Here is a 24,948-nt window from a genome sequence, read left to right on the forward strand (position 1 = left end):
TTTTTAAGTATTTTAGCCACATGTGTTAGGAATAAGATAATCATAGGCTTATGCAATCTAACTATTTTATCAGTTTTTCATCATAATTCGAACTAATATCGAACTAACTTCCTAATTCATTCTAATTAAAATACTATAAACATTGATATTTTAAAACATAACAACTGCCTTCAACAATAAAACCGTAATTTTCTCGTAAACCATTTAAACCTCCATTAATATCTAATCATGACTAAAAAAATTGGAATAATTTTACTCGTATTCTTTATGATTTCCTGTAATGAATTACAACAAGTGGTCAATCAATTACCCTCTGGAACTACCTTGGGGAATGTAGAAATTGCAAATGGCCTTAAGGCTGCGCTTGAAAAAGGAATTTCCGATCAGGTAAGTAAACTTACAAAGACAGACGGTTTCTTTAAAAATGAGCTCGTTAAGATTTTATTGCCGGAAGAACTTCGCAAGGTGGACAAAACGCTCCGGGACATAGGTCTGGGAAACTTGGCCGATGAAGGACTCAGGGTGTTGAATAGGGCTGCTGAAGATGCGGTTTCCGAGGCGACCCCTATATTCGTCGATGCCGTAAAAGGTATGAGCTTTAACGACGCCAAAGCAATACTCTTGGGGGATGATAATGCCGCTACCACCTATTTGACCCAAAGGACCAGAACCGCACTCTACGATAAATTCAATCCCGTAATCCAATCATCCTTCGAGAAAGTAGGGGCAGACCAAATATGGAGTAATTTAATTAACAGATATAATGCCATTCCCTTAACCAATGACGTTAATCCAGATTTGACGGATTATGTTACCCAAGAAGCCCTTGATGGTGTCTTTACCATGATAGCCCTGGAAGAGAAAGAAATACGTAATAATGTTGCATCCAGAACTACAGATTTGCTTCGCAGGGTCTTCGCATTACAGGATTAATTTTCTTTTTTCCATCGGCACAACAATAAAACGATTTATTCTACGTTAAAATTTTATAAATCAGTTTACTATAGGTGATATCACCAATGAAGATAATTCTTATTTTTTCAAATTTTTGAGTTAGTATTTTTTGAGTTAGTTAGTTAAAAACCGGTGGGAGCACCGGTTTTTTTATTTGAATATCAATTATGCGAACTGGCCCTCAAAATCTCTTAATTGATAAAAGGCAACTACTATTCTCAATCCGGATGGTGTTTACACGAATCCCTTTCCATAAAAATAAGGCCTTCCTGGACCTTAATTTTAGCACGATCGTTCTTTGATGCCGCCTCAAATCCAGTTAAATACCCAATAACCATCCTATTAAAGAGCAGGGCCTGTTCCATATTGACGACATGGCCGCAATCCTGAATTATAAAAAGTAAGGAATCGGGATTATGGGATGCCATTTTTTTTACTTCCGGGAGAAAGAGTTTGTCTTCTTCTCCCATAACATACAAAGAAGGAACATCCGTTTGCTCTGAATACAGATAATTTAACACTGGATTCAATTTTTTTGTAAACCCGGCCCACTTCAAAAATTCTTCTTCATCCCAGTTAATCGATTGATTTTTTATAAATAACCTCGTCTCCTTGTGATTCTTGTTCGGTAAAAGAAAATAAGAGAAAAACCTAAACTGTGAGGAAAATGAAAATACCGACTTTACCATGTTCTGTATCCAGAACAAAAAGCGAAGACGTCGATTTATTTTGGCTATCGCCCCCGACAGGATTACGGATTCGACATTCCGGGAATGCTTCAATGCAAAATACTTCACAAAAATGGTACCTAGGGAAAACCCTACAATGTGGGTCCTCTCAATATTGTTAAATTCCAAAACATAAAGTATGCTCTTGGAAACGGTATCGAAATCCAAATTCTCCAAGGAAATTGAATTGGTATCGATTTCCCTCAATTCTATTACAAGTATGTTATAAAGAAGTGTAAATTCGGGAAGCTGCTTGTTCCATATCGAGAAAACACCTCCTGCCCCATCAATGAAGGTTACCCAAGGTAATTCAATATCGTTTATATACGTTGTATGATCTAACAAAATGTTCCTTTTTTTCCTGATTTAGGGAAAGCCCACAATGTAGATATTCTTTTATAATTGAAACCTCCCATTTCTATAAAAAACTCCAGCTCACTTCGATATTTTTGATTTTTTAACACGTACAATGTTAAAAAAAAGACAAATTACCTAATAATTAGTTGTTTGACAACGTATGGGAAGATCCAAATAAGTATTGTCAACGTATATTTGAAAGAACAATACCTTAACTATGGAAAAGCAATATTGTAAAGTTGGAACAGTAACCCCAATCGCCGCAAAAGCAGACGTTATTACGCTGTTGGAATATCAATATCAAAACTTCGTTGACAAAGCATCCCAGATGAGATATTCCAACACTAAATTGACAGAATTTTTTGAACAAAAGGCGCAAAAAATCCAAAAGTCATTGGAAAATTTGGTCTAAAGCAAATCCCTGGATTCCATTTCCTTTTGCATCTGGCCTTGTAGGTCACTTGCCCTTTTCTTGGCGGCTTCCGCAAAGTCCGTTCCTCTGGATGCATATATGATGCCCCTGGACGAGTTGATCATAAGACCTATGTCCGATGTTATTCCAAACTTACAGACTTCTTGAAGACTACCGCCTTGGGCTCCTACCCCGGGCACCAATAAAAAATTTTCAGGGATTATTTCCCTGATTTCCGCCAAATACTCCGCCTTGGTCGCCCCCACCACATACATTAGTTTTTGGCCCCCTTGGTATGATTTTGAAGTTTGTAGCACTTCCTTATATAGCTCCCTACCATCTATTTTTTTTGTTTGAAAATCGAACGCACCAATATTGGAAGTCAAGGCCAATAAAATGGTATGCTTATTTTCAAAACTGAGAAAAGGTTCTATAGAATCCTTACCCATGTATGGAGCAATGGTAATGGAATCAAAATTTAAATCCTCAAAGAAAGCCTTGGCATAACGTGTAGAAGTATTTCCTATATCCCCTCTTTTTGCATCGGCAATAGTAAATTGCTCGGGATACTTCCCATTCAAATAATCAATGGTTCGCTCCAGGGATTTCCAACCTTGGATTCCATAGGCTTCATAAAATGCTATATTGGGCTTATAGGCCACGCACAAATGATTCGTGGCATCGATAATTGCCTTGTTGAATTCAAAAATGGGATCTTCCGTTTGTAATAAATGAGGAGGAATTTTCTCCAAGTCCGTATCAAGTCCAATACATAGAAAGGATTTTTTTTTACGGATTTGTAGTACCAAATCTTGGGTGGTCATATGATCAATAGGCTTTACAATGGATATTTCTAAAATACCCCTTAAATTAAAATATCTCCGAGGCTACCTTGAGCTTCTCGGTATTTTCAACCAGACTTAGCTCATCGATTATCCGTTGGATGTCCCCATCGATTATATTGGATAGGTCGTACAGGGTGAGTCCAATTCTGTGGTCCGTAACCCTTCCTTGCGGATAATTATAGGTTCTAATCTTTGCGGATCGGTCCCCACTACTCACTTGGGAATTTCTTTTGGCGGCATCCTCCTCCTGTTTCTTGGCAAGCTCCATATCATACAATCTGGAACGTAAAACCCTAAAGGCCTTATCCTTGTTCTTGTGCTGGGATTTCTGATCTTGACATTGCGCCACCAGTCCAGTAGGGATATGCGTTAATCGCACTGCAGAATACGTGGTGTTCACGGATTGCCCTCCAGGTCCTGAAGAACAGAAAAAGTCTATCCGAACATCCTTAGGGTCTATTTCCACATCAAAATCTTCTGCTTCCGGCAAAACCATAACAGTGGCAGCACTTGTATGTACCCTTCCTTGTGTTTCCGTTTGTGGCACCCTTTGTACCCTGTGCACACCTGCCTCAAATTTCAAGGTTCCGTAAACATCTTCGCCCGTTACCTCAAACTGGATTTCCTTATAGCCCCCACTGGTACCTTCACTCAAATCTATAACATTCGTTTTCCAACCTCTATTTTCACAATATTTCGTGTACATTCTAAACAGGTCCCCTGCAAAGATACTGGCTTCGTCTCCACCGGTTCCCGCCCTAATTTCCATTACTACGTCCTTGGTATCTTCAGGGTCTTTGGGTATCAGCATCAGCTTTATTTCATCCTCAAGCGCAGGAAGACTGCTTTTGGCCTCTTCCAATTGCATTTTGGCCATCTCCAACATTTCCACATCAGAGCCGTCTGCAATTATTTCCTCTGCTTCCGATATGTTATTGGTGTATTCCAGATACTGATCTCTCTTGACCATTAACTGTTTAAGATCTTTATACTCCTTTGTGAGTTTTACGTATCGGTCTTGGTCCGATATAATATCAGGCTGGATTATCAAGTCCGAAACCTCATCAAAACGTTGCTTTACAATATTTAATTTGTCTATCATTATCTACTACACTTGTACTGCGAAATTACAATAATTTTATGTACCGAATCATGGCAACCAGGTACCTGTTGAAGTATTGAAATCTTTTCGTTCGCGGAAATCTTGCAAGAGGGTAGTTATGGGAAAGGAATGAATCAAAAATCTGAAAATCAATGAATTTCATCGAGTATCAAACCGGTACTTTTATGCATTATGTTTTCAGAATCAACGATGATGACCTCCGTATCCCCCAGTTGGTTGACAAGTGCCAACCCCGCATTGGTCCCCATAACCATGATAGCCGTGGCCAAGGCATCGCAAAGTTCCGCATTTTTTGAAAAAACGGAAACACTTTGGATTTGTTCTCGAATTGGGTATCCCGTTCTAGGATCTAGGATATCCGTAAATTTTTGGTCATTTATCAGTACATACCTTTCTTTAATTCCAGAGGTTGCCACGGAGGACTCTACAATAGGGAGCCAAGAGAACACTTTGGCCCTATTGTTGGGATTTGCGATTCCCAACAACCATTTTTCACCACTGGCCTTGGTGCCCCATGTAGTAAGATCACCAGAGGCATTGATCATTCCCGCCACTACTTTTTTAGATACCAATAGCTCCTTAGCCCTATCCACGGCATACCCTTTCCCTATGGCTCCAAACGAAATCTTCATTCCCGGTTTTGGAAGAAAAACGGTCAACCTGTTTTCGTCCAATTGAATTGCATTGGAGTTGACCTTTGCGACCGCCTCCTTGATTTTTTGTTTCGCAGGCATGTCGTTCAGGGCTCCCGTAAAGTCCCACAAGTTATCCAAAGCAGCATACGAAATATCAAAGGCACCATTGGTAATATCAGAAATTTGTTTGCATCGCTCTATTAACTTAAATAGCTCCAAACTTACCTTAACGGGCTTAATGCCCGCATTGCTGTTGATAGCAAAGGTTTCTGAGTTCTTGTCCCATGAAGAAATAAGCTTTTCAATCCTTGAGATCTCGCCAATGGCCTCCTGTATGTTAATGTAGCCTAATTCCTCGTTAGTGGATACCACCGTAATCTCGAAGGGCCCGCCCATCATGGACACGGTCTGTTTTACGGTAACAAATTTCTTCTCTTGTCCCAATAGTGAGCAAACAGAGAAAAAGGATAGTATGAAAACTCCCAACCTCAAGACTCCCCAATATTTGCAATTCCAAAATGATGGGTAATTCTAAAATAATTTGCCCAAATTTTGAAAATAGTGATTTTATTGGAAAACCAATTGTGGGGAAATCCACTACCAAGGATGATATATGGCAAACTAAATTCAATAGGTAAAAATTGGGACAAAAATGTGGATTATTCGAAAACCCTTAAAATATCTCCATTAAGAGAGGTTTGGTATACCTTTAAAGGCCTAGTGGCCCTACCGCTTCCTGGATTTAGGTTATTGCCATTCTGGGCAAATTGCGACCCATGTACATCACAATAAAAAATACCGCCGTTCTGGTTGACAAACCTCACTTCATCATAACCCTGATGACTACAGACCTGACTTGCGGCGACCAACTCACCTTCCAAATTTCTCGCGACAACCACCAAATTCTTAAGAATAAAACCTCCATTGGTAGCCAAATTCGCTGCTTCGGCAGAAGTTAGATCAATGGTAAAATCCACATTTGTAGGTTCTTCAACGATATTCCCGTTTTCCCCGTTATCCTTGGAGCAACTTCCCAAGCATGGGAACGTTATGGCAAAAGCCGCTCCGGCCCCCAAACTTTTCAAAAACTCCTTTCTTTTCATAGCCTGATATTTATTATACAAACGATCGTATCCAGCTTTTCGTATGCCTTAGTACTCGAAGATTCCAAATTGACTTTTTATGGTCAGTCTTTTTGTACGGGAAGCCCCTACCCTACCCACAATTTGGGCGTCCACATTGAAGCTCCGTGAGATGGAAATCAAATCCTTTGCCGTTTCCCCATCAGTATATATTTCCAAGCGATGTCCGCAATTGAAGACCTGATACATTTCCTTCCAGTCCGTACCGGATTGCTCCTGAATCAGTTTGAACAAAGGCGGGATTTCAAAAAGATTGTCCTTTACAATATGAAGGTTATCAATAAAATGAAGAATTTTAGTTTGAGCACCGCCACTACAGTGGACCATACCATGTATTTCACTTTTGCCATACCTGGACAATATCCGCTTAATAATGGGTGCATACGTTCTTGTTGGGGATAACACCAATTTACCGGCATCCAAGGGCGAACCATCTACGCCATCCGTTAGAGCTGCGTTTCCTGAATATACCAAGTCTTCCGGAACTTCGTTATCGTAGCTTTCCGGATATTTCTCCGCCAGGTATTTGGCAAAAACATCATGTCTGGCCGATGTCAAACCATTGCTGCCCATACCACCATTATATTCCCTTTCATACGTGGCCTGCCCAAAAGAAGCGAATCCAACGATCACGTCTCCCTCACGTATATTGGCATTGTCTATGACTTTAGATCTTTTAAGCCTGGCTGTCACCGTGGAATCCACGATTATGGTCCGTACCAAATCACCCACATCGGCAGTTTCGCCGCCGGTTGATTTGATGGTAATGCCAAACCCCTCCAATTCCTGGATCAGTTCCTCGGACCCGTTTATGATGGCCGAAATGACCTCGCCCGGTATTTTGTTCTTATTTCTGCCGATGGTGGAGGAAAGCATTATATTATCCGTGGCACCAACACAGATCAAATCATCGATGTTCATGATGAGCGCATCTTGTGCGATACCTTTCCAGACAGAGATATCTCCCGTTTCCTTCCAGTACATGTAGGCCAAGGAGGATTTGGTTCCCGCCCCATCTGCATGCATGACCAAACAATAATCCTCATCGCCGGTTAGGAAATCGGGTACAATTTTGCAAAAGGCCTTTGGGAACAAGCCCTTATCAATATTTTTAATGGCGTTATGTACATCTTCCTTAGAGGCGGAAACGCCACGCTGATTATATCTTTCACTGTGAGATGAGGACATATTGGTAGAATTTGTGGCAAAAATAGGGTAATTGAATTTAACATCAACCTATTTGGAACTTCATAAACACCCATTTAAAATACCAATATTGGTATTACTTGATAAACAATAGTTCGCTGTATTTGGTCAAAGGCCATAACTGGTCCTCGATCAACTTTTCCAATTGATCGGCATGGTTTCGTATGGTATCGAAATAGGGCTTTACATCATTACAGTAAGCCTCGGCCATTTTGTAGCTATCCTTTATTTTATCGGCCTTGTTCTGTGCAAGGGTCAAGGTGTCGGTAGCCTTTTTCAACGCAGCAATGTGCTGTCCTATTTCTTCGATCATAGAGAGCTGCGCCTCAGTAAAAGCTTTATGGGCAGCACCATAGATTTCCTTTAAACCGGTCACATTGGTAATCAATTTATTCTGATACGCTATGGCCGATGGAATTACAGAGTTGTACACCAAGTCCTTATACATATGACCCTCTATTTGCAAATGCATCACATAGGTTTCCAGTTCAACCTCCATGCGCGCCCCTAGCTCCACCTCGCTCATGACCTTCATCGATTTGAACAGGTCTATGGTATTTTTCGAGCCCAGCACGCGAAGAGCTTCTGGGGTATTTTTGTTATTACTTAGCTTTCTCTTTTTAGCTTCATTTTCCCAGTCCTTGCTATACCCGTCACCATCAAACCGTATTCTTTTGCAGGTCTTGATATACTCCCTCAATACATTGAAAATGGCTTCGTCCTTCTTAAGGCCTTTTTTATCCAGTAAGGTGTCCACTTCCTTTTTAAAATCCTTGAGCTGCTTCGCTACAATGGTATTCAATACGGTCATGGGCTTGGCACAGTTGGTTTTGGACCCTACACCGCGCATCTCAAATTTGTTCCCTGTAAATGCAAATGGGGAAGTACGGTTACGATCTGTATTGTCCAGAAGGATTTCCGGAATCTTACCAACGACATTCAGTTTAAGCTCCGTTTTTTCCTCTGGTGAGAGCTTTCCCTGGGAAACCCCTTCCAATTCGTCCAGAACACTACTTAATTGCTTGCCGATAAAAATTGAAAAGATGGCCGGAGGAGCCTCATTGGCACCCAATCTGTGATCATTGCTTGCCGATGCGATTGACGACCTCAATACTTCCTCATAGGTATCCACCGCCTTTATGGTATTTACAAAAAAGGTCAAGAACTGTAGGTTTTTCATTGGTGTGGAACCCGGACTCAATAAATTAACACCTGTATCCGTGGCCAAAGACCAATTGTTGTGCTTTCCAGAACCGTTTACTCCCGCGAAGGGCTTTTCATGGAACAAAACTTTTAAATGATGTCTGTCCGCAATTTTATCCATAACATCCATCAACAACAAATTATGGTCCACTGCCAAATTGGCTTCCTCAAAAACCGGGGCCAGTTCAAATTGGTTGGGGGCTACTTCGTTGTGCCTGGTCTTGACGGGAATTCCCAGTCTGGTGCATTCCTTCTCCAAATCGCTCATAAAACTGAGGACCCTACGGGGTATCACACCAAAATAATGGTCGTCCAACTGTTGTCCCTTGGCGGCCGCAACTCCCAATAATGTTCTTCCGGTAATAATAATATCGGGGCGGGAATACGCCAATGCCTTATCTATTAAAAAGTACTCCTGCTCCCAGCCCAAGGTGGCATTTACTTTGGTGACGTTCTTATCAAAATACTTGGCCACGTTGGTGGCGGCCTCATCCACCGCGCTCAATGCCCTTAATAAAGGAGCTTTATTATCCAAGGCCTCCCCGGTATAGGAAACGAAAACGGTTGGAATACACAAGGTTGTCCCATAAATAAATGCTGGTGAAGTTGGGTCCCAAGCAGTATACCCCCTGGCTTCAAAAGTATTCCTGATACCACCGCTAGGAAAACTGGAAGCATCCGGTTCCTGCTGTACCAGTTGTCCCCCACCAAACTTCTCCAAGGCCCTCCCGTCCAATGTCAGATCAAAAAAGGCATCGTGCTTTTCCGCCGTACTTCCCGTTAAGGGCTGAAACCAATGCGTATAATGAGTGGCTCCCATAGTAATTGCCCAACCTTTGATAGCCTCCGCAACTTGGTCCGCAATTTTACGGTCAATTTTGGATCCTGTAAGAATGGCGCCTTTCAAACTGTCGTAAGCATCCTTTGTCAAATATTGGAGCATTTTGGACTCGTTGAATACATTGAGCCCAAAAATATCGGAACGTCTCCCTTTTTCCTCTACGGAAATGGCTTCTCTTTTCAGGCTCTGTACGATGGCTTCAAATCTAGGTATGGACATAGTGTAACAAATTATTAATTCGGCAAAATTACGGTGTTAAAATATTTATTTGACAAAATACCCGATAAAAATTAGGGGTATAATATAATTTATTGAAATCTTGGAGATTTACCCCCCAAAAAATACCTAGATACCTGAAAAAAACATATTTTTGGTCGTCTTTTTAATATGTAATATAACTACCAAAATTATGAGCAAGATTAAATTAGAATACATTTGGTTAGATGGATACTACCCAACCCAAAACATGAGAAGCAAGACCAAAGTGGTTAACAAATTTGGCGGAAAATTGGAAGACTGTCCCATGTGGTCCTTTGATGGTAGTTCCACGAGACAGGCAGAAGGAGGATCTTCAGATTGTTTGTTGAAACCTGTAGCTTTGTTCCCAGACCCTGCAAGAAAAGACGGGTGGTTGGTAATGACGGAGGTATTAAATGCTGATGGTACACCACATGAATCCAACGGTAGGGCCACGATCGATGATGATGACAATGACTTTTGGTTTGGTTTTGAACAGGAATATTTTATTATGGATACCCATACACAATTGCCATTAGGATTTCCTATTGGGGGTTACCCAGCGCCTCAGGGCCTATATTATTGCTCCGTGGGAGGAAAGAACACGCATGGAAGGGATATTGTAGAGGAGCACGCCGATCTATGTATCGCTGCCGGAATTAACTTTGAAGGAATCAACCAAGAGGTAGCATGCGGACAGTGGGAATTCCAGTTGTTCGCCAAAGGTGCAAAAAAGGCAGGTGACGAACTTTGGGTGGCTCGTTATTTGTTGGACCGACTTACAGAATCCTATGGATACTACATTGAGTATCACCCAAAACCGTTAGGTAAGGACATGGATTGGAACGGTTCCGGTATGCACGCGAACTTCTCCAATACAACTTTAAGAACTGCCGGTTCAAAAGAAGTGTACGAAAAAATATGTGAGGCCTTTAGACCGGTAGTGAAGGAGCATATTGAGGTTTATGGCGAGTTTAATGATCAGCGTTTGACAGGTAAGCACGAAACTGCTTCCATTAATGACTTCAGCTATGGTATTTCTGACCGTGGCGCTTCTATCCGTATACCTATTGCAACTGTTGAAAGCGGTTGGAAAGGATGGTTGGAAGATCGAAGACCAGCTTCAAACGGTGATCCATATAAAATTGCCGGAAGAATCGTTAAAACGGTAAAGTCTGCCAAAGTATAATTTGACCTAAATTAATTGTTGAAATAAAAAGGTCTTGGAAAAATCCAAGGCCTTTTTTAATTTTTGAGGTTTGGAAGCGGAGTGTTCATCCAGTAGTCACTAAAATTATCAGGCTTGGAGATTGGCTGCCCATTAAAAATCGGTTTACTTTTGTCCATAAATAGATTATCCTTGTAAATCCCTGCAGGCTCTAAGAGAAGTTCTTGCACAAAAAACTCCCTGAACTGGCTCCTATTTTCGTATTCAATTTCATTTACAACATTTCCATTCACATCCTTTATCCCATTTACCTCAAATTGTAAATCTTCAACATTAATTTTTTCCTTTTTTATTAATTCAATCATCTCATTAATTAAATCCTTATTCCCCTTTCTTTCCATATTTGGTTTCAAGGAAACCTCATTATCAACAATTAGGATTGACTCAAATCTTAGTTTTTTGCCTTGAAATCTAATATTATAACGGGATAACATGCCTCCTGAATTTACATCCAAACTATTATTGAACACCAAGACAAATTGTTTTTTATTGGGGTTAAAAATTCCCTCCAAAAATTGAAAACGGGGAGGCTTTAACAGTTTGAATGAATTATTCATTGAATGATAGTTTAAATACATTTTACCATTAATTTGTTCGTATTCAACTCTAGTTTCGAAAATTAGCCTGTTTCCTCCGTCTTTTTCTTTTAATTTTTCAAAAACCAAATAATCAAACCCCAATATGGCAAAATCATCTTGGGTAATGTACAGGTCTCCTTTTACTACCACCTTTGTATTACTGTATGCTACAGAAATGTGATAGACATATGATTCATCCAAAACGACATCTTCTTCTCTAGAAAAAGTATGATTTCTTGTAAAATCACTTTGCAAATTATTTACAAAATCAAATGAGTTTATTTTATAATTCCTTATTGGGTCGTGAATTCTTAAAATATTCAATTCATTACCTCCATAACTATTCAAAACAGCCTTAGAGATTGTTTTTGTATATCCTTTGTAATCGTATGGCTTTAAACCTATAGAGTCTATTGGAAATTCTTTGTTTTGGCGATAGTCAAAAATGCTAACTTTAGAAGTCTCATAGTCGATAGTATTGAGGCCTTGGTCAAATATTTGGAGCAGTGCCTCGTTTAAATTGGTATAGTTTCCATCCTTAATTTGATAATCCCTATAATAACCAATATATGTATATGGATTTTGGGGCAGGTTCAATGGCAGGTTCTCGATTGCCTTATAGACAATCTCCCTCGCCGTTAATTTATAATAACTTTCCTTGGTTCTTCTTTTCTTGCTAACTGTCACCTCTTCCAGCTCCAAGATTGCCGGTTTCATATTTAATAGCAGAACGGTTTCGGTATTGAAAACTACTAGGGGCACCTCCAAAGATTCGTATCCCATAGAAGAAATCTCCAGTACCTCACCTTCCAGTTTATATTTTTGGGGAATCTGAAATCCACCATCCGTATTTGTGATAACCCCAAGAGCCTTATCTTTGATACGAACAGTAGCGAATACGACTGGTTGACCTGATTCCAAGTCCAAAACCCTTCCCCTTAGAAAATCATTTTCCTGCGCCCAACAAACATTGGCTACTAGAAGCAAGAAAAGTATGGCAATACCCTTAGAAACTCTTTTCATAATTAATGGTATTACAACTTAGCGTAAGGTAAAATACACAAAAGTCACGTAAATTCCCACAAGAATTAGACCATCTCGCCAGCCTAAACGCAGTCCTTTAGGGAAAAATACCAAGGGAAGTATCAAAAAGGAGACTCCCAACATCCAAAAAATATCGTTGCTCAGCAGACCCTTGTCAACCACATGAATTGGGGACACGATTGCCGTTATACCCAGTACCGCCAAAAGATTGAAAATATTTGAGCCAATTAGGTTACCCAACGAAATCGCCTTTTCCTTTTTTATTACCGCGATTACGGAAGCCGCCAACTCAGGTACGCTTGTCCCCACTGAAACAAACGTAATACCTATGACCCTGTCACTCACCCCAAGGGAAGAAGCCAAACCAACGGCCCCATTGATGAGCAGCTCAGATCCTCCCCAAAGAGCAACGCCTCCCAATCCAAGAAATAGCACTGTCTTATAAAGAGGCAATGGTATATCATCTTCGGGCATTTCATCCACCACGGCCGTCTTCTGGAACCTAAGTAAATAAACCAAAAACAGGAACAACAGGGAAACCATAATGATGCCTTCAACCCGACCCAGATTTCCATCAAAATAGATAAAACCAAAAAATAATAACGAAGCTAGCATCATGACCGGCCAATCTGTAGTGTAAAAACTCTTGCGCACATCAATGCTTCCCAAAATAACCGTAACCCCCAGTACCAAACCTAGATTGGCTATGTTGGACCCCACTACGTTACCTAGGGCCAAATCCGGAAAGCCATCCAAGGCCGCCTTTATACTTACAATAAGCTCTGGTGCTGAAGTTGCAAAGGACACTACAGTCATGCCAATCACGATTTTGGGAATATTCAGGTTTAAGGATATGGCCACAGCGGACTTTAACAACCAGTTACCGCCTGCTATCAACAATAACAATCCCAATAGGACAAAAAGGAAATTCTGCATATCTAAGGTTTACTTACAAATATAAAGGTAGAACGCCAGTTGCACATGAGGGTCACCCTTATTAAATAAAAAACTACAAATTTCGTTAAATAACTGTAAAAATAGTTTTATAACTATAAAAATAGTTATATGTTTGAAGTCATAAAATCATAACATGAAAAAATTAACGAACAAGGAAGAGGAGGTCATGAAAATCCTTTGGAGCCTGGAAAAGGCCTTTGTAAAGGAAATCATGGAGGAAATCGAGGGGGAAAAACCACATTACAACACCCTTTCCACCATTGTGCGGAATTTAGAGGAAAAAGAATATGTAGGCCATGAGGCTTTTGGCAAGACGCATAGGTACTTTCCTCTAATCCGGAAAGAGGATTATAGAAAAAAGTTCGTAAACAGCGCTATTGCCGATTATTATGACGATTCCTATAAAAGCATTGTATCCCACTTTGCAAAGGAAGAAAAAATCTCAATTGAAGAACTCAAGGAAATTATTGACCTAATTGAAAAGCGTAACTAAATGGAATCCTTTATTATTTATCTTTTAAAATCTAGTGGATTACTCTGTTTATTCTTCTTAACCCATCAGTTACTTTTAAAAAGGGAAACCCTATTTGTCTTCAACAGGATTTATCTAATTTCAGGATTAGGCATATCACTATTATTACCCTTTATTTATACAGTAAGGACTATTTCGTTAGAATATTCTCCTAAAGGGGAATCTATGACACCGGCCCTCCCAATGGACGAAATATCATCTTTCGCAAACTCTTGGCCCTTTTTCATTGTGCTCATCTATCTTTTTGGGGCATCTCTCCTTTTGTTTCGATTGATACGAGAGTTTTACCAATTACTGATTCTTTTAAAAAATGGAAGGAACGAATCACAGGGAAAATATAGTTATGTAGAAAGCAACACCATTATATCACCCTTCTCTTTTTTTAATTGGATTGTTTATAATCCAAAACTTCATTCCAAAAGAGAATTGGACATTATTCTAGAACATGAAAAAATTCACTCAAGGCAACTTCATTCCTTGGATATCCTTTTGATGGAACTGTTTCTTATTCTTCAATGGTTTAACCCCTTCACTTGGTTATATAGAAAATCACTGAAGGAAAATTTGGAGTTTTTGGCAGACGCCCATGTTTACGAATCACAAAAAGACAAAAAAGAATATCAGTACCTATTACTAAAACAGGCCGTTGGCCAACAAAATTTATCAATCATTAATCCATTTTTCAATTCATTAATCAAAAAACGAATCGTCATGATCAATCAAAATCCATCACACAAACTCAAAGCTATAAAGAGTCTAATTATTCTACCTTTTCTGGCCATTTTCCTACTCAGTTTTAATGTTAGGACCAAGTACACGTTCAAGGATACTCAACAAAATGCATCCCAGGACAACATCATTGAACTCATTATTGATAAGGCTACAACGGACAAAGAGCTTGTAAAGATTAAAAATGACCTTAAGAAAGACAATATCGACTTCTCGTATACTACCGTACGTAACGAAGACGGAGAAATTTCCTCTTTGTCCATACATGTTTCCGGAAACAATAAAAATGGTACCGAATTTAGCAGTAGCCATAATTCACATTCCGATAATAATACCATAGATCCAACTTACATTTTGATTGATATGGATAACAATAGTATCTCCATAGGCAACGGAAAGAACAACGTCCTACATAAAAGTGACCATGCAAGAGTTTGGATTCAAAAATCCTATGGCGAAGAGGCTCAAAAGGAAATTATCATAAAGAACATCAACGGCCAAAAACAGGTGACCATTAATGGTGAAGAAGTATCAGATGAAGATTTGGAAGATATGGACATCGATGTAGATGACAACTCCTTTATTTACATTGATAGTGATGATGATAAAAATGCTACTAAAGAAAGTATAGTTATTAGAAAAGTGTCTCCGGATTCGAAAAAACATGTAATTATAAAATCCAATTCCGATGAGGAACATGATGTGGAAATCATTGAAAAAGAGTCCAACGGATTTTTCTTTTTAGATACAGATAGCGATAAAGAACCGCTCATTATAATTGATGGTAAAGTAAGTACTGAAAAACAATTAACAAAACTAGACCCCAGCAACATAAAGTCCATGAATGTTATAAAAGGTTCAAAAGCTATAAAAAAACATGGTAAAAAAGCCACCGATGGGGTTATTGAAATAACCACAAACTAGATAAGTAAATACCCGATAGTAAACCTATTTAGGACCGATCTGTTCACTTGGCACAACCTGAGCGGAGATCGGTTTTTTTTTGTGCCCTCAAATAATGAAATCCTCAAAAATTGACGAATTTTTAATAAAACCTCCCTACATTTTTTAGAAACCTACCTTTTTGCCCCTACAAAAGTTAAAGAAAATAACTTTTTATTCAACAAATAATTACACTTTATTACTTATTCGTAGACCACTTGCAAAATAATATAACATATATTATCATTTAAATTACAATCTTGTATTCAATTGTATCGATTTAACTAAAATTCCTTTTATGGAATGGAAACTCCATTATATATTATTCGAATAATCGATTATAAACAACAATTGTATAACCTAAACCTTTTAAAAATGATTAATTTACTTAAACTCATATTATACATAATCATAAGCATTGTCATATACAGTCTTTGAGAATATCTGTAGAAACAAATTAAAATACCGGGCCCGGTTTCCTTTTAATTTAAATGAATCATAACAGTGATATGAAACAGGACAGCAAGAACTCGGACAATATAAAAATTAGCTCTATTTAGAATGCAACCAATTTTTGTATGTTTGCTAAAACCACAGTTTTGAAAAAGAGTTTCTTTAAATTTATGGCAAAGTTGAATAAGGCAATACTTCCCTCCTATTCAGAAAAACAATTGGATTTATCCAAAGCCAGTAAATTCCAACTAGCTATTATCGGTTGGAGATATTATGTAACTACTCGCGCTTTGGATTAATAAGTAATCAAAGATTTTACCTCAAAAGGTTTAATTTTTTCCCTTCCGTTGAGAAAGGAGAGTTCAATCAAAAAATTACATTGCACGATATTACCTCCCAATTTTTCTACCAATTTAGTGGCTGCCAAAGCGGTCCCACCTGTCGCTAAAACATCATCATGTATTAAAACCCTATCTCCTTTGGATATACCGTCCACGTGGATTTCCAAGGTATCTGTGGCGTATTCCAAGTCGTAAGTTTCGCTCAAGGTTTTAGAAGGTAATTTTCCAGGTTTCCTAACAGGTACAAATCCGGCTTCCAATCGGTCTGCTAGCATTGGTCCAAAAATGAAACCCCTACTTTCCATTCCAACAACTTTATCTATACTCCCCTTTTTAAGGTTTTCAATGAGGGCATTGGCAGCACTATTTAAGGCCACATAATTCTGTAACAAAGGAGTTATATCTTTAAACAAAATTCCCGGTTTAGGGAAATCCGACATATCCCTAATGTAGCTTTTAAAATCCATGTATTATAAAGGGACTTAATTTTGTGGTAAATGTAAAAAGAAATATATTTGCACCCCGCTTTAGGGAAAAGTGATATTATGGCCTCGTGGCGCAACTGAATAGCGCATCTGATTACGGCTCAGAAGGTTACAGGTTTGAATCCTGTCGAGGTCACCAAAAACCCCTGTAAACACCTTATTTTACAGGGGTTTTAAATTTTTAGGGGGCAAAATAGGGGGCAATTATTGTATTGTGCATACATTTGAATACTCTAAATAGGCCAATCCATCTTTCCAGTGAACTTTACATTTCTAATGGTCCTCAATTGTAATGCAACAAAGCCCTACATTATTGTGTCCAAGTATTATCTTTCAATAAGTCTTGAACATTTTCTAATTCAAACAGCACTTCAACCTTTGAACAGGCTTCTCGCATTGCATTCCCAACCTCTTTTGCTTTATCTGGTAAATTTTTCCCCGAATTCCTCCAAATATCGCGATTAGGCCATTGAGCGTACGCTATGTAATTTCCACTTTTTTGTTTGTGGAGTCTTGAACCTAGACTCCCTTCATATTGGTAAATGAAACGCGTAAATTCCTTCCAGGACTTAATAAAATCAGCATCTTTACTTTCAATTACGTCAAATTGATATATTACCGCGAACATTTTTATAATCTTCTATTTTAATCAATTTTTAATCAATTGTGTAGTGCCTATTGGAATTACACTTCCTATTCTAGTAATCGTTTTTTTGAACTTTCACTTTTTGGGCCACCACCCATTTCTTTTTCTTATGTAGACTATTTGCCCAATGTGATATGCGTTATGCGCTTGCATATTGGCAATTTCCTTACTCCATTCTGTCAATTGTTCGTCAGTAGCATTTAAAATTAAAGGTTCCCACTCCGTTTGGATGCTATCAAGTTTTCTAGCGAGGTTTTGCCATTCTGTTTCATTATTTATTAGAAAGGTAGTTTCATTGTCAACCTCGAAATGGGTCATGTCCTCACCTTTAAAAGCCCTTACATTGATTTCATTCCAAAAAACCAAGTGTGATACCAATTCTCCAATTGAGTGATTGTCCGTGCTGTCTTTCCAATTTGACTGGTCGGCCGTCAATCCCTCTAGGGCCGTCCTTGTGGGAACAAACCAATGCTGTTCCGAATAAGTGTTTTTCAATAAATCTACTAGTATGGATTTCACCTCCAAATTTTTATTGTCATTCGAACAACCCAATATGAATATAAACGAAACAATCAATAAAATTCCTTTTCTCATTTTTGAAGTGATTGAGTTGTTTGTATTTCAATTAGTAAAGCAATCCTTTATTTGAACTTTGAAATGTTTATTCTAAGTATTCGTTAGCCTCCACATATTCATAATCCGGCGAATCAGTAAAAAACTGTCGCAGCTGCCAGACATGTCCACTTCCGTAAATTAGCAAAAGTCTTTCTTCTTCTTGAAAATCCGTAATATCATATGCGTTGGAAAAAATCCTCAAGTTCCTTCGATACCAACGAGCAACATTATCCGCCCCCAAATAATTATCTCCAGCTCCTTCCAAAATAGTAATCAAGTAGGATTGATGGTCCTTTAGTCTATCTTGTGGATTATTAATCAAGGTGAGGTGTTTCACCAAAGAATGAGTGGTTTTTAGGGAATCGTGCAGATTATAAAAAGACTCATAATCATAACGGATGAACTTTTCATACTGTCCCTTCGATTTCAAATAGGAAACATCATCGTAATTGTCCCAGTCTAATTCGACACCGAACCAGTCAGCCGATGCATCAGAGCAATATATCCTTGGATGTTTTAATCTTTTGGCTAGCTTAAAGCCTATTTGATAAATCTCATTGGGCTTATCACTGATGTCATAATTTCCCGAAAGAAAATTTTGATATTTTTCGTTCAATATACTGTCACCCTTGATACGGTTTGATTCGATTAAAATCTTTGTGGGCTTATATTCCGATATTCGGGCTAATAACGTATTTAACTCAGACTGCCTTTTCTCTTCCAGAATGTTGAAAGGAAATTTAGGCATATAACTATCGAGATTACCGTTTTGAAAATGAAAAACACCTAAAACCATGGCTTTTGCTTTGTGCTTTCCAATAAAGATTGAGGGGTCAGCAAGTGGGTTAATTTTCTCTGGCGACTTTTCAATAGCTTTTGTGTTGTTTCCTTTTTCAAAGCACGAGAATAAAGTCATAAAGAAGGCCAAGAGGGTGATTTTTTTCATTTTTAAATTACATTAGGTGTTTCCTTCCTCGTTTATCTTAACTTTCAATAACAATTTAGCTCTTTGGTTATATAAAAATCTGATTATTTGATTTTTTTTGCGGGTATTTTATTCCCATTTTGAATTACCTCTAAACTTTTAACTTGTTGTTCTTCAATTTGAAAAGTTATTTCAATACCATCTAGGGGTGAGAAAAATTTGAATTTACTTTCGGGATATATGGGAGATTTTTCTTGTCCGGTACCTTGAGCAAATAATTGTGACCCCTCTAATGTTAATGTGATTAAGAATTCAGGTTCAACCTCATAAACTCCAATATATCTTTTTAGTGTCGTTTCCGGTAATTCAATCGCATCACTTTTGAATTTTAATTCAGCTAAATCCGAGTCAGGATCGAGCAGGTTCAAACCAATATCATCTGCGCCATTTGTTGAATTGGTTAGCAGTACCACTCCTTGTCCCGACTCTTTTACAAATCCGGCAAAGGCCCTGTAACCACCTGTTCCTCCATTATGCCATATAATATCACCGTTGGACCCCTCCTTAATATGCCACCCCAGACCAACCGACAGTTCACCAGCTTTATTGTGTCTAACTTTATGCGTTAACTCCATTGCTTTGATTAATTCAGTATTTGTATACCCGAGATTGGCAGAAATAAAAATAGCCATATCAAAAGTAGAACTTCTGATTCCCCCTGCACCCGCCAAAGTTGGTATATCCCAATTTTCAACTATATGCCCCCCACTATGACCCAATGCCAAATTCTCTCTCATTTTCTCTGTAAGTACGATTCTGGTATCTTTCAATTCTAACGGGTCAGCGATAGTTTTAACCATCAGTTCTTCATAAATAGTATTCTTGTTTCTTGCAAGGAGATTACCCAAAAGCCCCTGAGCAAGATTTGAATATTCATATTCCGAACCTACTGCTCTGATCGGCGTATAGTTTGAGATGAACTCATACATCTGTTCAACTGTATAATCCGAGTAAGGATTGTTCAGGTTTGATGGTGCGAAATTGCCCGGCATTCTAGGAAGCCCGGATGTATGGTCCGATAGATTTCCAAAAGTAATTTCCTTGTCACCCATCACCGGAATCCTTATACTATCCGGTAGAAAGGCATTTGCTTCGTCATCTAGTTTAAGTTCATCATTCAAGACTTGTTGTGCCAGGAGTATTGCGGTAAAAACTTTTGAGATTGACCCTATTTCATAAACAGTGTTTCTATTGACTTCCAACCCATTATCCGCAGTTTTACCAAAATTGAAGTATTGAATCCCTGATGAGTCAATTAAAGCTAAAGCTATACTGGGATTAATACCTTCTTCAATTCTTTTTTCAATAGCCTCGACTACTGCTACCGGTAGATTTTTATTGAATAACTGTTTTGATTTTTTTTGACACTTATAGTTAATAAACGCCAACAGAGTGAACACTAGAACGATTTTATATTTTCTCATAACTTAGAACATAAAGCGCATTCACCTTTCCAGAAAATCTAAAAGACAATTGTAGCTCAATAATTTATTTACACCGGATCATCGTTTTTTTAAACTTTATACTTCTAAATATACGGTAACAATTCAGTTTATCAATCGTCTTGGATTTAAACGCATAGTAGAAGTATGAAAAAATTCCTTTTTCTGATTATCATCCTTTTGCAATTTCAAAGTCGATGCCTATCCCAAGATAAAGGCAAGATTTTATCCGACTATCTCCGAAAGGAAATGAATGAACAGAAAATTCCGGGCCTACAAGTTACCGTTATCAAGTACAATGAAATAATTTTTTCAGAGAGCCTTGGATACGCCAACATTCCATTTTCAGTGAATACAAACGAAAAAACAATTTTTTCCATAAACTCGATAGCTAAAGTTTTCGCTGCTACCGCAATCATGCAATTGGTAGAAGAGAATAAAATGGATATTGCCGACCCCATTTCAAAACATCTAGAGGGACTGCCCAAAGATTGGGGTGAAATCACCATAAAGCAGTTACTTAGCCATACTTCGGGTCTTCCGGATATAGAAGACCCTATAAGTGGTGATTTGGTTGGAGGAAAAGGACAGGAATTTGCATGGATTTCATTACAGAAAATGCCATTACAGTTTAAAGCGGGCGAAGAATTTAATTACAACGCCACCAATTATCTACTAGTACAGAGACTGATTGAAAAATACTGTGAATGCCCATTTGAAAAATTCATTGAAAAAAGGCAATTTGAAATTGCAGAAATGTCGGGCGCAACTTTCGGGAATTCATTTGATGTCGTGGAAAATAAAAGCCCTACCTATTCCTATTATTATTTTGACAAGGCTGTTGGAGACTACGTTCTAGGTAATAAACTTTTGGAAGTAAGCGAAGAGTTTCCAACAATGCTAAGGGCCGATGCAGGAGCGTTCAGTTCTGCCCAAGAGCTCGCTAAGTGGGTCATCGCCTTACAAACAGGTAAATTCTTAAAGGATAATCGTAGTTTGAAAAAGATGTGGCAGCCCGTCGAGCTCAACAATGGAGGGTTCGGTGAATTTGGAGGAATTTTGAACGCTTATGGGTTAGGCTGGCCGGTTGTAAAGAGGGAAAAACACCCAGCGGTATTGCCGATTGGAGGAGGGCGAGCCGCTTTTGGAATTTATCCAGAAGACGATTTAGCGGTAATCTTGCTTGTCAACTTATCTGGAGTAATGACCCATGATTTGGTAGACAAGATTTCCAAAATCTATCTATCTGAATAGTAATCCTTACATCGTTTATTTGAACTTTTTGAAAAAAGATTTAATGTTAGAATCTACTATTACCATTACGGAATAATAATTCTGGATTTAATTATCATAAAACACGATCCTGCAAAAATTAAGATATAACAGATTCTAGGTATTAGACCTATATCTATTTGCCAATGTACCATAACGTTCAATAATCCAAACCCCAAAGCAAAAAGTATAAATATTCCATTTAAAATCCTGTTGGCGGGAATGAGTTTATTGAGCAATTGAATGTAACCAACCGTAATGAAGCCAATAAGCCCTCCTCCTAAGATTGTTATTAGAACTATCCAGAAATTAGATAATCTTTCAAATAAAATATATAGAAATCCTAGTATATAATAGAATAACAACAGGGAAATCAGACTTAATAAATAGAGCAAAGCTGTTTTAATTACATTCATCCTTTATTTGAACTTTAAAGATTCAGAGCTAATTTATGATTTTAACATCATCATATTGCAGCCCTTCTTTAACCCTGCTTTTAGAGTCGAACCTATAGGAAAGGGAAAGATTAAGTTGAGGAACCCTATTTTGGAGTGTCAATTCCCTGATAAACCCATTACCATAGGTTGTGACAATTCTTTTATTGGAATTCAGCACATCACTATAATTGACTGTGAACGTGTACCTATCGTTAAAAAGAGAATTGCTCAGTCCCAAGTTCATATAGTAAATCCCTTTACGTCTGTACTGTCCTGTTTCAATGGGTCCTCTATAGTTGTTCTGCCATTGTAGTTTCATAGACTTGAATAGGTTTATTGTATGGTTGAACCTTCCGTAAAACAATAGTCCTTCACCATTGAAACTTGCACCCCTGACATTTCCAACCTGTTTAAAGCCATTGAAAGTGGTTTCGAGATATATGTCCCACCAATTGGTTGGCTTATGTACTATGCCCAACTCCAAGCCATAAGCGGTATAATTGCCGATGTTCGCAATGGTCGAAGCAAACACCTCGCGTGTTTCGGACCCCACAGTAACGTTTCTCCTCTCCACAAAAAACTCCATCTCGTTCTTGGTATCCCTAATGTAAAGCGTTGGAATAACTTGAAACTTATCATGTATCTTTCCCGCATAAGCTAATTCCGCACTACTTATATACCTTGGGTTTATGTCCGGATTTCCTACAAAAATATTACGCCTGTCTGTATAGCTTGAAAAGGGCACCACCAATTTGTAATAAGGTCTCCCTATGCGCCGTGACAAGCTTAAATTGAAGGCCGCATCACCCTTAAGTTTATAATTTAGGAATGCAGAAGGAAAGATGTCCGTGTAGTTTTTTCCTTCTTGATAATCAGTAGCCATTGCTTTGATCAAAATATCCGTGGTTTCAGACCTTAACCCAAGTTTGAAGTGTAATTTGTTCCACGAACCTGTATATTGTCCATAAAATGCATGAACATTTTCCCGATATTCGGTATCATTCGTGAACTCCGGAATATCAACGAACCCCATATCGGCTTCAGTACGAACTTCATAATCGTTTTTTGTGGAACCCAATGTAGATAAATATCCTAATTCCAATTTAGATTCCTTTTGAAAGGGTAAAGTATAGTCAGCTGATACTAGATATTGTCGGCGGTTTTCTTCATTGGAAGTAATATCCTGGCCGTTATTGTTTGATTCGGGAAATACATTGTTTTCAAATATTCGAGCATCGTCATTATTTTTGGAAAACTCTGCACTAAAACCCACTTCAATCTTTTGTCCCAAGGTATCTAGTCGAATGCTATAATCCGTTCTACCCTGAAAAAAACTTCCTTTCTGGTTCTCTTCCTCAAACCTGTTGATTATAGAGGTTAGCGTTCTGTTATTAAAATCTTCGTAATCAGTAGTATTTTCATTATTTGCCACCACCCTTCGATAGGTAACGCTTCCCGACAATGTTTGTTTTTCACCGAGATTTTTATCCCCACCTACGTTTAGCAAAAGATACAGTTGCTTGCGCAAACGTTCGGATTTTTGTTCTGTACTGTCGGGCTCGGCCATAAAGTCATCCAAAGATATCCAACTCTTGCCCAAAGGCTCCGAATATCCTATTCCAGTATTGGCGTACCAAGAACCGGTCTTGGTGGCGCCGTTCAAATTTACATTGGAACCAATATTGAAACGGTAGCCCGTAAAAATTTCTGCACTTCCATTAAGTTTCCTTACGGTTCCTTTTTTCAGAATGATGTTAATTATACCGGCGGCACCTTCCGCCGTAAATTTTGCAGATGGATTGGTTATAACCTCCACCTTAGCAATGCTGCTTGCAGGTATTGAACGAAGAAATTCGGCACTACTGGCAAAACCACTTGGTTTGCTATCCAAAAGTATGAGAACATTGGCATTTCCCCGTAAACTCAAATTTCCGCTCCCATCTACTTGAACGGAGGGAACATTCTGCATTACATCTACCAATGTTCCTCCTTTGGAAAGAAGGTCCTTTGAAACATCGTACTCTTTCTTATCAAGTCCTAATTTTACTGCAGAAGTGGTATTTCTGACCACAACTTCATCCAATTGGGTTTCGGATTGTATGACAAAATTTCCCAAATTTATACTATCCCCGCTGTTCTTAAGATTGTAATCAAAGCTTTTTGAAACCAACCCTACTACTGATACCTCTACAATATAATCGTCCTTTTTCAAGAGTAGGGAAAAGCTTCCATCCTCAAGAGCTAAAGTGCCATATGTAATTGTAGAATCATTTTTATTGGAAAATATAACACTTGCAAAAGGGACTTCAGAACCTGATTCATCGATAATTATACCGCTAACTTTCACATCCTGGGCAAACAAGTTCAATGACAAAAAGAAGGACATAAAAGAAATGAAATATAATCTCATTATTATTAATGGGCTTTATTTATATGAATGCAATTTTTACCGGTTATCTTTTAGTTTATGAAGTAACGAGCATTAGCTTCCTTAATATAGCTTTTTAAATTAGGTAAAATTCTTCTTATATTTTGAAAACCCATATTTCAAGCTTCCCATTAAAAGAACTGCTTGTTTT

At 38.4% G+C, this 24,948-nt stretch carries 22 protein-coding genes and 1 tRNA gene; 8 read left to right on the forward strand and 15 right to left on the reverse strand.

Annotated features, from left to right (window positions below):
- Window positions 1-228 precede the first annotated feature (228 nt).
- Window positions 229-933 (forward strand): DUF4197 domain-containing protein, encoded by a 705-nt coding sequence (locus BFP75_RS10275; RefSeq protein WP_099545277.1) that lies wholly within the window; start codon window positions 229-231, stop codon window positions 931-933.
- Between the two features lie 239 nt (window positions 934-1,172).
- On the opposite strand, the gene BFP75_RS10280 is transcribed toward BFP75_RS10275, so the two are convergent.
- Window positions 1,173-2,027: an alpha/beta fold hydrolase gene (locus BFP75_RS10280; RefSeq protein WP_165776577.1), complete on the reverse strand. Its 855-nt coding sequence runs from the start codon at window positions 2,025-2,027 to the stop codon at window positions 1,173-1,175.
- 229 nt (window positions 2,028-2,256) lie between these two features.
- On the opposite strand from BFP75_RS10280, the gene BFP75_RS10285 reads away from it, so the two are divergent.
- Entirely contained in the window at window positions 2,257-2,451 is a 195-nt protein-coding gene (locus tag BFP75_RS10285; RefSeq protein WP_099545281.1) for a hypothetical protein, read from the forward strand.
- Here BFP75_RS10285 and pyrF read toward each other — a convergent pair.
- The 6 genes from pyrF to BFP75_RS10315 all read right to left on the reverse strand — a co-directional run bounded on the left by pyrF (window position 2,448) and on the right by BFP75_RS10315 (window position 9,665).
- Window positions 2,448-3,275, reverse strand: coding sequence for an orotidine-5'-phosphate decarboxylase (pyrF, locus tag BFP75_RS10290; RefSeq protein WP_099545282.1), 828 nt, complete (start codon window positions 3,273-3,275; stop codon window positions 2,448-2,450). The genes BFP75_RS10285 and pyrF overlap by 4 nt on opposite strands.
- A gap of 46 nt (window positions 3,276-3,321) precedes the next feature.
- Window positions 3,322-4,398 (reverse strand): peptide chain release factor 1, encoded by a 1,077-nt coding sequence (gene prfA / locus BFP75_RS10295; protein WP_099545284.1) that lies wholly within the window; start codon window positions 4,396-4,398, stop codon window positions 3,322-3,324.
- A 149-nt stretch (window positions 4,399-4,547) separates the two neighbouring features.
- Window positions 4,548-5,546 carry an FAD:protein FMN transferase gene (locus BFP75_RS10300; RefSeq protein ID WP_240531763.1) on the reverse strand — a complete coding sequence of 333 codons (999 nt, stop codon included), beginning with the start codon at window positions 5,544-5,546 and terminating at the stop codon, window positions 4,548-4,550.
- Between the two features lie 167 nt (window positions 5,547-5,713).
- Window positions 5,714-6,157: a ubiquinol-cytochrome c reductase iron-sulfur subunit gene (locus BFP75_RS10305; protein ID WP_099545286.1), complete on the reverse strand. Its 444-nt coding sequence runs from the start codon at window positions 6,155-6,157 to the stop codon at window positions 5,714-5,716.
- A gap of 48 nt (window positions 6,158-6,205) precedes the next feature.
- Window positions 6,206-7,384 (reverse strand): AIR synthase related protein, encoded by a 1,179-nt coding sequence (locus BFP75_RS10310; protein ID WP_099545287.1) that lies wholly within the window; start codon window positions 7,382-7,384, stop codon window positions 6,206-6,208.
- A 94-nt stretch (window positions 7,385-7,478) separates the two neighbouring features.
- Window positions 7,479-9,665, reverse strand: a complete 2,187-nt coding sequence (locus BFP75_RS10315; RefSeq protein ID WP_099545289.1) for a glutamine synthetase III — start codon at window positions 9,663-9,665, stop codon at window positions 7,479-7,481.
- A gap of 190 nt (window positions 9,666-9,855) precedes the next feature.
- Here BFP75_RS10315 and BFP75_RS10320 point away from each other — a divergent pair, with 190 nt between their 5' ends.
- A complete protein-coding gene (locus BFP75_RS10320) occupies window positions 9,856-10,872 on the forward strand; it encodes a glutamine synthetase beta-grasp domain-containing protein (RefSeq protein ID WP_099545290.1) in 1,017 nt (338 codons plus the stop codon).
- A 56-nt stretch (window positions 10,873-10,928) separates the two neighbouring features.
- Here the strand turns inward: BFP75_RS10320 and BFP75_RS10325 are convergent, their stop codons facing one another.
- A complete protein-coding gene (locus BFP75_RS10325) occupies window positions 10,929-12,512 on the reverse strand; it encodes a carboxypeptidase-like regulatory domain-containing protein (RefSeq protein WP_099545292.1) in 1,584 nt (527 codons plus the stop codon).
- 18 nt (window positions 12,513-12,530) lie between these two features.
- Window positions 12,531-13,469, reverse strand: a complete 939-nt coding sequence (locus BFP75_RS10330) for a calcium/sodium antiporter (protein ID WP_099545294.1) — start codon at window positions 13,467-13,469, stop codon at window positions 12,531-12,533.
- A 154-nt stretch (window positions 13,470-13,623) separates the two neighbouring features.
- Here BFP75_RS10330 and BFP75_RS10335 point away from each other — a divergent pair, with 154 nt between their 5' ends.
- The 3 genes from BFP75_RS10335 (at window position 13,624) to BFP75_RS22385 (ending at window position 16,445) form a co-directional block, all read left to right on the forward strand.
- Complete coding sequence (locus tag BFP75_RS10335; protein WP_099545295.1) at window positions 13,624-13,983, forward strand: BlaI/MecI/CopY family transcriptional regulator; 360 nt, start codon at window positions 13,624-13,626, stop codon at window positions 13,981-13,983.
- Between the two features lie 204 nt (window positions 13,984-14,187).
- Complete coding sequence (locus BFP75_RS10340; protein ID WP_165776578.1) at window positions 14,188-15,675, forward strand: M56 family metallopeptidase; 1,488 nt, start codon at window positions 14,188-14,190, stop codon at window positions 15,673-15,675.
- A gap of 617 nt (window positions 15,676-16,292) precedes the next feature.
- Window positions 16,293-16,445, forward strand: coding sequence for an SsrA-binding protein (locus BFP75_RS22385; RefSeq protein ID WP_099545316.1), 153 nt, complete (start codon window positions 16,293-16,295; stop codon window positions 16,443-16,445).
- On the opposite strand, the gene BFP75_RS10350 is transcribed toward BFP75_RS22385, so the two are convergent.
- Window positions 16,442-16,954: an adenine phosphoribosyltransferase gene (locus tag BFP75_RS10350; protein WP_099545299.1), complete on the reverse strand. Its 513-nt coding sequence runs from the start codon at window positions 16,952-16,954 to the stop codon at window positions 16,442-16,444. The genes BFP75_RS22385 and BFP75_RS10350 overlap by 4 nt on opposite strands.
- Before the next feature lie 80 nt (window positions 16,955-17,034).
- On the opposite strand from BFP75_RS10350, the gene BFP75_RS10355 reads away from it, so the two are divergent.
- Window positions 17,035-17,111: transfer RNA gene (locus BFP75_RS10355), tRNA-Arg, on the forward strand.
- A 171-nt stretch (window positions 17,112-17,282) separates the two neighbouring features.
- On the opposite strand, the gene BFP75_RS10360 is transcribed toward BFP75_RS10355, so the two are convergent.
- The 4 genes from BFP75_RS10360 to BFP75_RS10375 all read right to left on the reverse strand — a co-directional run bounded on the left by BFP75_RS10360 (window position 17,283) and on the right by BFP75_RS10375 (window position 20,642).
- Window positions 17,283-17,600, reverse strand: coding sequence for an antibiotic biosynthesis monooxygenase family protein (locus BFP75_RS10360; protein WP_099545301.1), 318 nt, complete (start codon window positions 17,598-17,600; stop codon window positions 17,283-17,285).
- A gap of 93 nt (window positions 17,601-17,693) precedes the next feature.
- Window positions 17,694-18,212, reverse strand: coding sequence for a DinB family protein (locus tag BFP75_RS10365; protein ID WP_099545303.1), 519 nt, complete (start codon window positions 18,210-18,212; stop codon window positions 17,694-17,696).
- A gap of 67 nt (window positions 18,213-18,279) precedes the next feature.
- Window positions 18,280-19,179, reverse strand: coding sequence for a DUF5694 domain-containing protein (locus BFP75_RS10370; RefSeq protein WP_099545306.1), 900 nt, complete (start codon window positions 19,177-19,179; stop codon window positions 18,280-18,282).
- An 83-nt stretch (window positions 19,180-19,262) separates the two neighbouring features.
- On the reverse strand, window positions 19,263-20,642 hold the full coding sequence (locus BFP75_RS10375) for a serine hydrolase (protein WP_099545307.1): 1,380 nt from the start codon (window positions 20,640-20,642) through the stop codon (window positions 19,263-19,265).
- 165 nt (window positions 20,643-20,807) lie between these two features.
- On the opposite strand from BFP75_RS10375, the gene BFP75_RS10380 reads away from it, so the two are divergent.
- Window positions 20,808-21,914 (forward strand): serine hydrolase domain-containing protein, encoded by a 1,107-nt coding sequence (locus BFP75_RS10380; protein ID WP_099545309.1) that lies wholly within the window; start codon window positions 20,808-20,810, stop codon window positions 21,912-21,914.
- Between the two features lie 462 nt (window positions 21,915-22,376).
- On the opposite strand, the gene BFP75_RS10390 is transcribed toward BFP75_RS10380, so the two are convergent.
- Complete coding sequence (locus BFP75_RS10390; protein ID WP_099545313.1) at window positions 22,377-24,779, reverse strand: outer membrane beta-barrel family protein; 2,403 nt, start codon at window positions 24,777-24,779, stop codon at window positions 22,377-22,379.
- Between the last annotated feature and the right edge of the window lie 169 nt (window positions 24,780-24,948).

The sequence above is a fragment of the Maribacter sp. 4G9 genome (assembly GCF_002742265.1).
In the GTDB taxonomy this organism is placed as follows: domain Bacteria; phylum Bacteroidota; class Bacteroidia; order Flavobacteriales; family Flavobacteriaceae; genus Maribacter.

Bases quoted from the DNA above. Each gene is read 5' to 3' on its own strand.
- BFP75_RS10335 (WP_099545295.1), top strand. From the start codon at position 13,624: ATGAAAAAATTAACGAACAAGGAAGAGGAGGTCATGAAAATCCTTTGG.
- pyrF (WP_099545282.1), bottom strand. From the start codon at position 3,275: ATGACCACCCAAGATTTGGTACTACAAATCCGTAAAAAAAAATCCTTT.
- BFP75_RS10315 (WP_099545289.1), bottom strand. From the start codon at position 9,665: ATGTCCATACCTAGATTTGAAGCCATCGTACAGAGCCTGAAAAGAGAA.
- BFP75_RS10380 (WP_099545309.1), top strand. From the start codon at position 20,808: ATGAAAAAATTCCTTTTTCTGATTATCATCCTTTTGCAATTTCAAAGT.
- BFP75_RS10320 (WP_099545290.1), top strand. From the start codon at position 9,856: ATGAGCAAGATTAAATTAGAATACATTTGGTTAGATGGATACTACCCA.
- BFP75_RS10275 (WP_099545277.1), top strand. From the start codon at position 229: ATGACTAAAAAAATTGGAATAATTTTACTCGTATTCTTTATGATTTCC.
- BFP75_RS10310 (WP_099545287.1), bottom strand. From the start codon at position 7,384: ATGTCCTCATCTCACAGTGAAAGATATAATCAGCGTGGCGTTTCCGCC.
- BFP75_RS10350 (WP_099545299.1), bottom strand. From the start codon at position 16,954: ATGGATTTTAAAAGCTACATTAGGGATATGTCGGATTTCCCTAAACCG.
- BFP75_RS10330 (WP_099545294.1), bottom strand. From the start codon at position 13,469: ATGCAGAATTTCCTTTTTGTCCTATTGGGATTGTTATTGTTGATAGCA.
- prfA (WP_099545284.1), bottom strand. From the start codon at position 4,398: ATGATAGACAAATTAAATATTGTAAAGCAACGTTTTGATGAGGTTTCG.
- BFP75_RS10305 (WP_099545286.1), bottom strand. From the start codon at position 6,157: ATGAAAAGAAAGGAGTTTTTGAAAAGTTTGGGGGCCGGAGCGGCTTTT.
- BFP75_RS10360 (WP_099545301.1), bottom strand. From the start codon at position 17,600: ATGTTCGCGGTAATATATCAATTTGACGTAATTGAAAGTAAAGATGCT.
- BFP75_RS10285 (WP_099545281.1), top strand. From the start codon at position 2,257: ATGGAAAAGCAATATTGTAAAGTTGGAACAGTAACCCCAATCGCCGCA.
- BFP75_RS10340 (WP_165776578.1), top strand. From the start codon at position 14,188: ATGACACCGGCCCTCCCAATGGACGAAATATCATCTTTCGCAAACTCT.
- BFP75_RS10375 (WP_099545307.1), bottom strand. From the start codon at position 20,642: ATGAGAAAATATAAAATCGTTCTAGTGTTCACTCTGTTGGCGTTTATT.
- BFP75_RS10370 (WP_099545306.1), bottom strand. From the start codon at position 19,179: ATGAAAAAAATCACCCTCTTGGCCTTCTTTATGACTTTATTCTCGTGC.
- BFP75_RS10365 (WP_099545303.1), bottom strand. From the start codon at position 18,212: ATGAGAAAAGGAATTTTATTGATTGTTTCGTTTATATTCATATTGGGT.
- BFP75_RS10390 (WP_099545313.1), bottom strand. From the start codon at position 24,779: ATGAGATTATATTTCATTTCTTTTATGTCCTTCTTTTTGTCATTGAAC.
- BFP75_RS10325 (WP_099545292.1), bottom strand. From the start codon at position 12,512: ATGAAAAGAGTTTCTAAGGGTATTGCCATACTTTTCTTGCTTCTAGTA.